Source organism: Nonomuraea ferruginea, assembly GCF_039540635.1.
GTDB lineage: Bacteria > Actinomycetota > Actinomycetes > Streptosporangiales > Streptosporangiaceae > Nonomuraea > Nonomuraea ferruginea.
Genome location: NZ_BAABFD010000038.1, coordinates 15496 through 26907 on the forward strand (window position 1 = coordinate 15496; position 11412 = coordinate 26907).

Below are 11412 nucleotides of genomic sequence, written 5' to 3' on the forward strand. Positions count from 1 at the left end.
GGGACCAGCGCCGTCACCGAGGCGGCCTGGGCAGGCTCAGCCCGAGCATGGCGATCAGCTCCCGCTGCACCTCGTTGACGCCGCCGCCGAAAGTGAGCACCAGGCCACCCTTGACGCCCCGGTCGGTCACCTCGATCAGCGCGGCCGTCTCCGGGTCGGCCGGGTCGCCGTAGCGGGCCAGGATCTCGCCGACGAGCCGTCCCGCATCCTGCATCCGTTCGGAGGCGTAGATCTTGGTGGCGGAGGCGTCGGGCGCGCCCAGCCAGCCGAGGTCCATGTTCGCCGCGACCTGCCAGTTCAGCAGCTCGTTCGTACGGGAGAAAGCCCGGACGCGGCCGAGCACGCGCCGCACGTCGGGCTGGTCGGCCAGCCCGACGCGGCGGGCCCAGGCCAGGAGGCGGTCGTGGATCTGGGCGAGGTTCCCGGCGGGGCCGAGCGTGACGCGCTCGTGGTTGAGCTGGTTGACGATCAGGTCCCAGCCCTTGTCGACCTCGCCGACCACCATGTCGACCGGGACGCGGACGTCGGTGTAGTAGGTGGCGTTGGTGTGGTGGCGGCCGTCCATGGTGGTGATCGGCGTCCAGGAGAAGCCGGGGTCGTCCGTGGAGGCGATCATCATGGTGATGCCCTTGTGCTTCTTCGCGTCGGGGTTGGTGCGGGCGGCCAGCCAGATGTACTGGGCGTAGTGGGCGCCGCTGGTGAAGATCTTCTGACCGTTCACCACGTAGTGGTCGCCGTCCAGCACGGCCGTGGTGCGGAGCGACGCGAGGTCGGTGCCGGCCTCGGGCTCGGTGTAGCCGATCGCGAAGTGGCACTCTCCCGCGAGGATGCTCGGCAGGAACCGTTCCTTCTGCTCCCGCGTCCCGTACTGCATGATCGTCGGTGCGACGGTCTGCACGGAGATGAGCGGGTACGGGACGCCGGCGCGGGCGATCTCGTTGGCGAAGATCTGCTGCTCGATGGGGCCGAGACCGGCGCCGCCGTACTCCTCCGGCCAGCCGAGGCCGAGCTTGCCGTCTCGGCCCAGGCGGCGGCAGTGGGCCATATACGCCTCGCCGAACGGATCATCGGCGATCTTGGCGCGCTCCTCGGGAGCCAGGCAGGCGGCGAAGTACGCGCGCAGCTCGCCCTGGAGGCGGCGCTGTTCTGGGGTCAGGTCGATGAGCATCAGGCGAGCGCTCCGATCAGGTCGAGCTGGGCGTCGGCGCCGCCGAGCAGGTGCGCCAGGTGCTTGGCGTGCGCGAAGTAGCGGTGCAGCGGGTACGTCACGTCGAGCCCCAGCCCGCCGTGCAGGTGCTGGCAGGTGTAGAGCGCGCGGGCCGCCTCGCTCGTGTGGTACGCGGCCAGCGCCAGGTCCTCCTCGGCGGGCAGCCCTTCGGCCAGCCGCCAGGCCCCGGACCACATGGCGACGTCGAGCGCCCGCGCCGCGATGTAGACGTCGGCGACCTGCGTGGTGACGGCCTGGAACTCGGCCAGCGCGCGGCCGAACTGTTTGCGGTTCCTGACGTGCTCGGTGGTCAGCCGCAGCGCCCCGGCCAGCACCCCGGACGCCTGCGCGGCCGTCGCGGCGGTGTAGAGATGGCGCACCCCCGCCACCGCCTCCGGACCGGCGACCCGCTCCGCCGGTGCCGCGTCGAACGTCACCGTCGCGACGACCTCCCCCGTCGAGGCGAACTCCGACACCGCGACCACGGCGGCCTCGGCCGCCGGGGCGATCCCGGACGCCGGGGCGGTCGCCTCGGCCGCCGATGCGGAGCCGGACGCCGGGACGGCGGCGTGGACCAGGAAGAGGCCCTCGTCGGCGGTGACCAGCAGGTCGCCGTCGGGGTAAGCGACGCCGCACTTGCGGCCGGTCAGCGCCCAGCCGCCCGCCTTCCGCTCGGCGGTGGTGGCGGGCGGGTCGGCCAAGGCCCTGCCCGGCTCCCTGATGGCGACCGTGGAGACGGCGGCACCGGTCAGCCGTTTCTGCTCCGGGGTGCCGTACCGGCTCGCGGCCAAGGTGCTCACCAGGGTGGCGGCCAGCGGGCCCGGCGCGGCCCGCGCGCCGGCCTCGCGCAGCACCACCGCCATCTCGACGGGCCCCAGCCCCGCGCCGCCCGCGTGCTCCGGCACGCAGATCGCGGTCAGCCCGGACTCGCGCAGCGCCTGCCACAGCCGTTCGTCGTACGGTGCGCCGCCGCGTTCGTGCGCCTCCAGCCGCTCCTGGCTCGCCTCCTTGGCGAGCAGGCCGGCGGCCAGGTCGCGCAGGGCTTCCTGGGTCTCGTCAAGGCCGAAGTCCATCTGCCCTCCACCAAGCGCTCGGTCAACCGAATCGAAAACTAGAACAGATTCCAATATCTGTCCAGTGCCAATTAATCCGAATAATCCTCGATATATCCCCGTAACGGGGAAGACATGCACTGATAGGCCTTCTTTGTGACCGGCGAGTAACAAGCCGGGGCATCGGGAAATCAGATAACGTGTTCTTATGCGTACCCCGCAGGCGGCCACTCGCGGAGCCATCGCCACACCCCCCACCCACCCTGAGGGGACCATGGAGCACGACCTCACACCCGACGGCCTCACGTCCGGCGGATCCTCTCCCGACGGCCAGGGCGCCCGCTCGCGCAGCCAGCACCAACGCCGCAAGCGCATCGTCCAGGCCGCCGCGGCCCTCGCCTCGCGGGGCGGCGTCGAGGCCATGCAGATGCGCACCGTCGCCGAGCGGGCAGGCGTGGCGCTCGGCACGCTCTACCGCTACTTCCCGTCCAAGATGGACCTCGTCGTGGCCGTCGTCGGCGAGGAGATCGACCTGCTGGAGAGCAGCATCGAGCGGCGCCCGCCGAGCGCGGCCACCCCGCCGGGACGCGCGGTCGACGTGCTGATGCGGGCCACCAGAGGGCTCATGCGCGAGCCCGAGCTGGCCGACGCGCTGATCCGCTCGCTCATCCTCGCCGACGACGTCGAGATCCCGCTCGGCGACCGCATGGCCGGCCTCCTGCTGCGCGTCTCCACCGGCACCACCCCCGAGCAGGCCACCGAGGAGCAGCTCGCCCTCGCGGGCTCGCTGGCGAGCGTGTGGGTCCAGGAACTCCTGGAGATCCTCCGGGGCCGCCGCACCCACGACCAGATCCAGCGCCGCATCGAGCTCGCCGCCGACCGCCTCCTCGCCGGCCTCTGACCCGCCGGGCGCGCCGGGGCGGTCTCAGCGGTCCGGCGACTCCTCCCTGTCGATCCGGTGGCTGAACCAGTCGAGCGCGAACCGGAGTGCGGCGACGCCGTAGTCGAGCGTCGCGCGCTGGTATGCGGCGATGTCCCGATGTTCCTCGAGGATGTCCAGGGCGTCGAGCCGCTCGTCGAGGGCCGTGAGCCTGGCGAGGTCGGTCTCGATGCGCGCGGTGATGCGGCGCAGCACCGGCACGCGTTCGCCCGGCTCCAGCAGGCCGAGGAAGAAGAGCCTGGACAGCGCCGCGGTCTCCAGGTCGGGGCCGGCCGGCTCCCCTGTCAGCCACGCGCGGAACTCCTCGCGGCCGGCGTCGGTCACACGGTACGTCTTCCGTCCCCGGCCTCCGGCTTCGACGCTGGCGACCTCGATGTGCCCTTGCGCCAGCAGGATGTCCAGCGCGCGTTTGATGCTGCCGGAGCTGGCGCTGTAGAAGAGCGCCGCGCCTGCCTCGAAATTCTTGATGAGGTCGTACAGGCTCTGTGGGGTGATCTGACGGACCTGCTCGGGCGCCTCGTCACGCGGTCCGGCATCCACCACGCCGACCTCGCCGTCACCAGCGGCGACGGGAAACAGCGCTGGGCCGCCGCCGCCGGCCCCGGCCGCTGGATCCCGGCACCCCGTTCTTCATCGCGAGCGTCACCAAGCGGTTCATCGTCACGCTGGTGCTCCAGGCCTGCGAGCGCGGCGAGCTGGAGCCGGCGGCGCCGATCAGCGACTACCTGCCGGACGCGACTATCGCCGGACTCCACGTGCTCAGGGGGGTCGACCGGACGCCCGCGATCACGGTGCGCCACCTCGCGAGCCACACCTCGGGGCTGCCCGACTTCTTCGAGAAGCGCGATCCTGGCCCCAGCCTGTTCGAGCAGCTCGCGGCAGGCCGTGACCAGGCCTGGACCTTCGATGACGTGATCCGGATGACGCGCGGGCAGCGCCCGCACTTCGAGCCGCAGGACCTCACCGCCACGCGGCAGCGGGCGCGCTACTCCGACACCGGCTTCCAGCTGCTCATCCGCATCCTGGAGACGGTGACCGGTCAGCCCTTCGCCGACCTGCTGGCCGAACGGATCGTCCGCCCGCTCGGCCTGACGCGCACCTGGCTCCCGGGACGCCTCCCGCCCGATCCGGAGGCCCCGGCGCCCTCACCCCTGCACGCGCGACGGCGTCGCGTGGAGCTGCCCTCGCTGATCGAGTCCAGCAACGACCTTTTCAGCACCACCGGCGATCTCCTCGCCTTCCAGCGGGCGCTGCTCGACGGCGCGCTCTTCGACGACGCCCGTTCACTGGAGCTGATCACCGAGCGGCGCAACCGGCTGCGCAACGTCCCCGTCCTCCAGTACGGGCTGGGCACCATGTTCTTCAAGGTCAACCGGTTCATGTCGCCGGACGGCAGGCCCGTCACGCTCGTCGGCCATTCGGGGTCCACCGGGACGTGGCTCTTCCACTGCCCGGAGCTGGACGTGCACCTCGCCGGCACCGTCGACCAGACCGAGGCCCGGGCCATACCCTTCCGGATCATGGCGCGGTGCCTGAAGGTCTGGCGGACGTGACGCGTCGTTTGGCCGGATCTTTGCGGATGTCGGCTTCCCGATCTCTCGTCCGTACGGGGACAGAAGGCGCAAGCTGGTACGCATGAGGATGCTTGCGATCACTCAGGACACGCTCGGCGACCCTGAGGTGCTGAAGATGACGGAAACCGACAAGCCGGTGCCCGGCCCGACCGAGGTGCTGGTGCGGGTGGAGGCCACCGGCGTCAACCCGACCGACTGGAAGACGCGCGCCACGGGCGGGCTGCTGGGCGAGCCGCCGTTCACGCTCGGCTACGACGTCTCCGGCGTGGTGGAGGGCTCCGGCCTCGGCCAGGCCCTGTACGAGCCGGGCGACGAGGTGTTCGGCATGCTGCGCTACCCGTACGGCAACGGCGCCTACGCCCAGTACGTCACCGCGCCGTCCCGTCACTTCGCCCGCAAGCCGCCCAGCGTCGACCACGTGCACGCGGCGGCCGTCCCGCTCGCCGCGCTGACCGCGTGGCAGGCGCTGGTGGACGTGGCGGGGCTCAAGGGCGGGCAGCGGGTCCTCGTCCACGCCGCGGCCGGCGGGGTGGGCCACTTCGCGGTGCAGATCGCCAAGGCGCGGGGCGCGTACGTGATCGGCACGGCGAGCGCGGCCAAGCATGGGTTCCTGCGCGGGCTCGGCGCGGACGAGCTGGTCGACTACCGCGAGGTCGACTTCGCCGAGGTCGTCGGCGACGTGGACGTGGTGCTGGACGGCATCGGCGGCGACTACGGGCGGCGCTCGCTGCGCACCATGCGCCGGGGCGGCACGATCGTCACGCTGCCCCTGTCGGTGATGGACGAGGGCGTGCACGACGAGGCGGCCGCGCTGGGCGTCAGGTCGGCGGTGATGCTGGTCGAGCCGGACCACGCCGCCATGCGCGCGCTTGCGGCGCTGATGGAGGCGGGCAGACTGCGCCCCGAGGTGGCCGCCGTGCTACCGCTGCGGGACGCGGCCAAGGCGCACGAACTCGGCGAGAGCGGCCGTACCACCGGCAAGATCGTCCTCACCGTGCCGCACTGACCCTGACCTGCGCGTAAGCGATCTGTCGGTGGCGTCGTCTATACAGGACTGTATGACCGAGAGGCCATCTAACGAGGAGTTCCTCCGGCAGGCCGATCCGATGCGCCGGGAGCTGCTCGCCCACTGTTATCGCATGATGGGCTCGGTGCACGACGCCGAGGACCTGGTGCAGGAGACCTACCTGCGGGCCTGGCGCCACTACGACGGGTTCGAGGGCCGCTCGTCGCTGCGCACCTGGCTCTACCGCATCGCCACCACGCAGTGCCTGACCGCGCTCGACAGCCGCGGGCGCAGGCCGCTGCCGACCGGGCTGGGCGCGCCGGCGTCCGAGCCGACCGCGCCGCTGGTGGAGCGGCACGAGGTGCCGTGGCTGGAGCCGGTCCCCGACGGGATGGTGGGCGCGGGCGGCGACGACCCGGCCGCGATCGTCACCGCCCGCGAGAGCATCCGGCTCGCGCTCGTCGCGGCCCTGCAGCACCTCCCGCCGCGCCAGCGGGCGGTGCTGGTCCTGCGTGACGTGCTCAAGTGGCGGGCCGCCGAGGTGGCCGAGGTGCTCGACACCACCACCACGGCGGTCAACAGCGTCCTCCAGCGCGCCCGCGCCCAGCTGGAGCAGGTCGCGCCGAGCCTCGACGACCGGCCGGAGCCGCTCACTCCGGACCAGCGCGAGCAGCTCGACCGCTACGTCGAGGCGTTCGAGTCCTACGACGTCGGGGCGATCGTCGAGCTGTTCACCAAGGACGCGGTCTTCGAGATGCCCCCCTTCGACGGGTGGTACCAGGGCGCGGAAGACATCGCCCGGCTCGTGCAAGCGCAGTGCCCCGCAGAGGCGCCTGAGGATCTGCGGCTGGTTCCGGCACGGGCCAACGGGCAGGAGGCGTTCGCCCTCTATCTGCGCGAGGGCGACACCTATCGGGAGTTCGCGCTGCAGGTGCTCGACTTCGACGGGCCGCAGGTCAGCCATGTCGCGATGTTCTTCGAGCCGGGGATGTTCGCGCGGTTCGGGCTGCCCGCCTCGTTGCCCGCCGGGGCTTCCGGATCAAAGTAGAACAAGTTACAGTCGCGACCAGAGTAACGTTCTGGAGGTGACTGTGCGCACACCCGTCATCGTCGAGGCCGTCCGCACCCCGATCGGCAAGCGCGGCGGCTGGCTGGCCGAGCTGAAACCGCAGCAGGTGCTGGCCACCGCGCTCAACGGGCTGATCCAGCGGGCCGGGATCGATCCCGCGCTGGTCGACCAGGTGTTCGCGGGGTGCGTGACGCAGGCGGGCGAGCAGGGCGGCCACGTCGGCAGGCACGCCTGGCTCTACGCCGGTCTCCCCTACCGGACGGGCGTGACCACCATTGACGCCCAGTGCGGCTCCTCCCAGCAGGCGGTGCACCTCGCGGCGGCCATGATCGCGGCCGGGGTGATGGACGTCGGCGTGGGCTGCGGCGTCGAGGTGATGAGCCGGGCGCCGCTCGGCAGCAACGTGCTGCCGGCGAACCCGCGGCCCGACGACTGGAGCATCGACCTGCCCGACCAGTTCACGGCCGCTGAGCGGATCGCCCGGCGGCGGGGGCTCACCCGGGAGCGGCTCGACTGGTTCGGCGCCCGGTCCCAGCAGCGGGCCGCGAAGGCGTGGTCCGACGGGCGGTTCGAGCGCGAGATCGTCCCCGTCGGGACCGTCACCAGGGACCAGGGGCTGCGCGAGACCACGGCCGAAGGGCTGGCCCGGCTCAAGCCGGTGCTGGGCGAGGAAGGGCTCCACACCGCCGGCACCTCCTCGCAGATCTCCGACGGCGCCGCCGCCGTGCTGCTGATGAGCAGGGAGGCCGCCGCACGCCACGGGCTGCGCCCCCGGGCGCGGATCCTGGCCCAGACGCTCGTCGGCGCGGAGCCGTACTACCACCTGGACGGGCCGGTGGACGCGACCGCGAAGGCGCTGGCGGCGGCCGGGATGACGATCGGCGACATCGACCTGTTCGAGGTCAACGAGGCGTTCGCGTCGGTGGCGCTGTCCTGGGCGCAGGTGCACGAGCCCGACCTCGACCGGGTCAACGTCAACGGCGGCGCGATCGCGCTCGGCCACCCGGTCGGGGCGACGGGCGCGCGGCTGATCACCACGGCGCTGCACGAGCTGGAACGGTCGGACGGCTCGACGGCGCTGGTGACCATGTGCGCGGGCGGCGCCCTGGCCACCGCCACGATCATCGAGCGTCTCGCGTGACCCGTCGTTCGTACGCCGAGCAGCGCCCGCTGGACCTCGGCTTCGGGGTGTGGAGCGTGCCCGTGCCCATCCCCGGCAACCCGCTCGGCTACACGCTCGTGTACGCGATCGAGTCCCCGCGCGGGCCGGTGCTGGTGGACGCGGGATGGAACCACCCGGAGGCGTGGGCGGCGCTGCGTGACGGGCTGGCGGCGGCGGGGATCGACGTGGCGTCGGTGCACGGGGTGGTCGTGACCCACTTCCACCCGGACCACGCCGGGCTGGCCGGGAGGGTCAGGGAGGAGTCGGGCGCCTGGATCGCCATGCACGAGGCGGACGCGGCGATCGTGGACATGATGAACGGCGTCCCCTCGGACGTCCGCGGGTCCTTCCAGGTCGACATGCTCCGCCGGGCCGGCGCGCCGTCGGAGGACCTGCCCGAGGGCCCGGCGGCCGACGGCAGGCAGGACCCGCCCGCGCCGGCGGACCGGCGGCTGCGGGACGGCGACCTCGTCGACCTGCCCGGCAGGAAGCTGCGGGTGGTGCACACCCCCGGCCACACTCCCGGCCATGTCTGCCTGCACCTGGAGGACGCCGACCGTCTCTTCACCGGCGACCACGTCCTGCCCGGCATCACCCCGCACATCGGGATCTATCCCTTCGACCGGGACGACGTCGATCCGCTGGGCGACTTCCTGGAGTCGCTGACCAGGGTCGGCGAGCTGGGAGAGCTCGGCGCCCTGCCCGCTCATGAATGGACATTTCCAGATGTGGCGGCACGGGCCGCGCAGATCCGTCACCATCACGAGGAGAAGCTCGAACGGCTCCTCGCCCTGCTGGCCGAGCGCGCGGAGCCGCTGACCATCTGGGAGACCGCCGCCATGATGACCTGGAACCGGCCCTGGTCCGAGCTGCCGCCGATGCTGCGAGGCATGGCGGCCGGCGAGGCCGCCGCCCACCTGCGCACCCTGGAGGTCCGCGGCGTGCTCCGCCGCCTGCCGGGGGGCGATCCGGTACGTTTCCAAGCCCTAGAATCGTAGACATCCGATGTCTAGGGAGAAAAGCGTGGCGGTCACCGACGCGGCCATCGACAAGATCAAACAGATGATCCTCTCGGGCGAGGTCGCCCCGGGAGACAGGCTGCCCAAGGAGGCCGACCTCGCCGAGCGGCTCGGGCTGTCACGCAACTCGCTGCGCGAGGCGGTGCGCGCGCTCGCCCTGATCAACGTCCTGGACGTACGGCAGGGCGACGGCACCTACGTCACCAGCCTGGAGCCCCGGCTGCTGCTCGACACCATGTCGTTCGTCCTCGACCTGCACCGCGACGACACGGTGCTGCAGTTCTTCGAGGTACGCCGCATCCTGGAGCCGGCCGCCACCGCGATGGCCGCCGAGCTGATGACGGACGACGACATCGACGAGCTGCGGGTGATCCTGGAGTCGCTGCCCGAGGAGCCGACGATCGAGGAGCTGGTCGCCAACGACCTGCGGTTCCATCAGCGGATCGCGCTCGGGTCGGGCAACAGCGTGCTCTGCTCGTTCATCGAGAGCCTGTCGGGGCCGACCACCCGGGCGCGCATCTGGCGCGGCCTCACCCAGGAGGGCGCGCTGGCCAAGACCCGCGAGCAGCACACCGCGATCTACGAGGCGATCGCCGCCCGCCAGGGGGAGGTGGCCCGTGCCTGGGCCACCGTCCACGTGGCGGGCGTCGAATCCTGGCTCCGCAAGGCCCTCGACTAACGCAGTCCGAGGAGGCCGTCCTTCAGCAGGCCGGGCTCCGGGATCTCGAGGTCCTCAAGGTCTTCGAAGGGGAAGACCTCGTCCTCGGCCGGGGGCGTGATCACCAGGAGGTGTCCCCAGTCGGTGTATCGGGTGTCGACGATGGCAGAGAAACTCTGATTCTCGGAGGTGCGCAGACGCTTGATCAGGCCCGCGCCGTCAGTCCAGAGCCGATAGTCGATCGTCCGCTTACCGAACTCGGTCTTCGGCACGCCGTCGAAGTGGGCGCCGTAGTAGGACTTCGCGGCCTCGTACAGCTCCTTGTACGTCACGACCCCCTCATAGAGGTAGCCGCCGGAGACCCTCTGCGGACGCTCGCCCTTCAAGGTCGCCTTCAGCACGGCCGGGTCGAACACGTTGATCGGCTGCTGGGTGGCGGCGAGGATGGGCAGCAGCGGACGAGCTTCCTTGACCGCCTCGGCGCCCACCCACTGCTTTCCCCGGGGAAGCAGCTTGGCCAGGTCCTCACCACCGAGGTACAGGTGCCGCTCGAATCCGAGCACCTCGGTCGTGCCTGTTTCTCCCGTCGCTGTCTCCGCGGAGGCGTAGGCGGCGACGGGGCCGGACGGGGCGAGCTGGACACCGCCCTTGGTCCGATTGCGCGTCGTGGCCTTCTCGAACCCCAGCTTGACCAGCTCATTCAGCTTGACGCCGCGTTCGGACTTGAGCTGCTTCTGCAGCGCCCGGACAGGGTCGGGGGCGGCGGTCCTAGCGGCGGCGGGTGCGGGGGCCGTGATCAGGGCGGCCAGCGTGGCGGTTACAACCGCGAGAACGAACCGCCTCACGACTGGCCGGTGCCGGCGTACGCGTCCGTCAGGACCAGGTCGTTCACGGAGTTCGCGGTGCCGGGGCGGCTGCGGTCCTTCCACTCGACGACCTCGGCCCTGGCCGGGGCGGTGACGATGAGGTGCTCGCCCCAGCTGGAGTAGCGGGTGTCGATGGTGCGGTACGCGCCGGACGTGGCCCGCTCGGTGGTCGAGAGCCGCACGGGCAGGCCCCGGCCGTCGGTCCAGAGCTTCCAGGAGATCGCGGTCTTGGCGAAGGAGCCGCGCGGGGCGCCGTCGAACAGCTTGCCGTAGTGGCCCTTCGCGGCCTCGTACAACTTGGCGTACGTGATCGTGCCCTTGTAGTGACGGCCGCCGGTGACCGCCTTGCCACCCTTGCCCTTCAGCACCGCCTTGAGCACGGCCGGGTCGAACACGTTGATCGTCTGCTTGCTGGCCGTGCCCAGCGCCAGGTTGGGGTGGCCGCTCTGCTTCACCCGGATCCAGAGCTTGTCCTTGGGCAGCAGGTCGGCGACGGCCTCGCCGGAGGTGTAGACGGACGTGCCCACGGCGGCCTTCTGGCCGGGCTTGGCGCCCAGGCCGTCCTGGCTGCGGGTGTCGGAGGCGTCCTCGACGTCGGCCCACGAGGCGACCGGGCCGGTCGGGGCGAGCTGGATGCCGCTGTGGTAGCGGGTCCTGGTGGACGCCTTGCCGGTCACGGTCCGCGAGATCTCGGCGATGCGCACCCCGCGCTCGTGCCGCAGCTGCGCTTTGACGGCCTGCGCCGGGTCGGGGGCGGCCTGGGCCACGGCGGGGGTCGCGGGTAGAGCCGCGGCCAGCGCGACGGCCGCGGGGAGGATCCAACGCCTCATGATTCTGATGTCCTTGGGAGGGGGGATTG

The 11412-nt window shown here is 71.7% G+C and carries 12 protein-coding genes; 7 read left to right on the forward strand and 5 right to left on the reverse strand.

The window, feature by feature from the left end; genetic code table 11:
• Window positions 1-13 precede the first annotated feature (13 nt).
• Together ABD999_RS42685 and ABD999_RS42690 are read right to left on the reverse strand one after the other, a co-directional pair.
• Window positions 14-1168: an acyl-CoA dehydrogenase family protein gene (locus tag ABD999_RS42685; protein WP_271277200.1), complete on the reverse strand. Its 1155-nt coding sequence runs from the start codon at window positions 1166-1168 to the stop codon at window positions 14-16.
• On the reverse strand, window positions 1168-2280 hold the full coding sequence (locus ABD999_RS42690) for an acyl-CoA dehydrogenase family protein (protein WP_271277201.1): 1113 nt from the start codon (window positions 2278-2280) through the stop codon (window positions 1168-1170). The genes ABD999_RS42685 and ABD999_RS42690 overlap by 1 nt, the downstream gene beginning before the upstream one ends.
• Window positions 2281-2533: 253 nt before the next feature.
• Here ABD999_RS42690 and ABD999_RS42695 point away from each other — a divergent pair, with 253 nt between their 5' ends.
• Window positions 2534-3160: a TetR family transcriptional regulator gene (locus ABD999_RS42695; RefSeq protein WP_219551039.1), complete on the forward strand. Its 627-nt coding sequence runs from the start codon at window positions 2534-2536 to the stop codon at window positions 3158-3160.
• A 24-nt stretch (window positions 3161-3184) separates the two neighbouring features.
• On the opposite strand, the gene ABD999_RS42700 is transcribed toward ABD999_RS42695, so the two are convergent.
• The gene (locus tag ABD999_RS42700) at window positions 3185-3739 is read right to left on the reverse strand and encodes a helix-turn-helix transcriptional regulator (RefSeq protein WP_271277202.1); all 555 of its coding nucleotides are present in this window, start codon (window positions 3737-3739) and stop codon (window positions 3185-3187) included.
• A gap of 92 nt (window positions 3740-3831) precedes the next feature.
• Here ABD999_RS42700 and ABD999_RS42705 point away from each other — a divergent pair, with 92 nt between their 5' ends.
• The 6 genes from ABD999_RS42705 to ABD999_RS42730 all read left to right on the forward strand — a co-directional run bounded on the left by ABD999_RS42705 (window position 3832) and on the right by ABD999_RS42730 (window position 9708).
• A complete protein-coding gene (locus ABD999_RS42705; protein ID WP_271277223.1) occupies window positions 3832-4752 on the forward strand; it encodes a serine hydrolase domain-containing protein in 921 nt (306 codons plus the stop codon).
• A gap of 88 nt (window positions 4753-4840) precedes the next feature.
• The gene (locus tag ABD999_RS42710) at window positions 4841-5779 is read left to right on the forward strand and encodes an NADP-dependent oxidoreductase (RefSeq protein WP_271277224.1); all 939 of its coding nucleotides are present in this window, start codon (window positions 4841-4843) and stop codon (window positions 5777-5779) included.
• Between the two features lie 52 nt (window positions 5780-5831).
• The gene (locus ABD999_RS42715; protein WP_271277203.1) at window positions 5832-6827 is read left to right on the forward strand and encodes a sigma-70 family RNA polymerase sigma factor; all 996 of its coding nucleotides are present in this window, start codon (window positions 5832-5834) and stop codon (window positions 6825-6827) included.
• A gap of 43 nt (window positions 6828-6870) precedes the next feature.
• A complete protein-coding gene (locus ABD999_RS42720; RefSeq protein ID WP_271277225.1) occupies window positions 6871-7989 on the forward strand; it encodes a steroid 3-ketoacyl-CoA thiolase in 1119 nt (372 codons plus the stop codon).
• On the forward strand, window positions 7986-9008 hold the full coding sequence (locus ABD999_RS42725) for an MBL fold metallo-hydrolase (RefSeq protein WP_148029412.1): 1023 nt from the start codon (window positions 7986-7988) through the stop codon (window positions 9006-9008). The genes ABD999_RS42720 and ABD999_RS42725 overlap by 4 nt, the downstream gene beginning before the upstream one ends.
• A gap of 25 nt (window positions 9009-9033) precedes the next feature.
• A complete protein-coding gene (locus ABD999_RS42730) occupies window positions 9034-9708 on the forward strand; it encodes a FadR/GntR family transcriptional regulator (RefSeq protein WP_148029411.1) in 675 nt (224 codons plus the stop codon).
• Here the strand turns inward: ABD999_RS42730 and ABD999_RS42735 are convergent.
• The gene (locus ABD999_RS42735; RefSeq protein ID WP_271277204.1) at window positions 9705-10532 is read right to left on the reverse strand and encodes a hypothetical protein; all 828 of its coding nucleotides are present in this window, start codon (window positions 10530-10532) and stop codon (window positions 9705-9707) included. The two genes, ABD999_RS42730 and ABD999_RS42735, sit on opposite strands and share 4 nt — an antisense overlap.
• The gene (locus ABD999_RS42740; protein WP_148029409.1) at window positions 10529-11383 is read right to left on the reverse strand and encodes a hypothetical protein; all 855 of its coding nucleotides are present in this window, start codon (window positions 11381-11383) and stop codon (window positions 10529-10531) included. Before ABD999_RS42740 ends, ABD999_RS42735 begins: the two co-directional genes overlap by 4 nt.
• Window positions 11384-11412 lie beyond the last annotated feature (29 nt).

Coding starts and splice junctions, on each gene's coding strand:
- ABD999_RS42685 (WP_271277200.1), bottom strand. CDS start 1,168: ATGCTCATCGACCTGACCCCAGAACAGCGCCGCCTCCAGGGCGAGCTG.
- ABD999_RS42690 (WP_271277201.1), bottom strand. CDS start 2,280: ATGGACTTCGGCCTTGACGAGACCCAGGAAGCCCTGCGCGACCTGGCC.
- ABD999_RS42695 (WP_219551039.1), top strand. CDS start 2,534: ATGGAGCACGACCTCACACCCGACGGCCTCACGTCCGGCGGATCCTCT.
- ABD999_RS42710 (WP_271277224.1), top strand. CDS start 4,841: ATGCTTGCGATCACTCAGGACACGCTCGGCGACCCTGAGGTGCTGAAG.
- ABD999_RS42715 (WP_271277203.1), top strand. CDS start 5,832: ATGACCGAGAGGCCATCTAACGAGGAGTTCCTCCGGCAGGCCGATCCG.
- ABD999_RS42740 (WP_148029409.1), bottom strand. CDS start 11,383: ATGAGGCGTTGGATCCTCCCCGCGGCCGTCGCGCTGGCCGCGGCTCTA.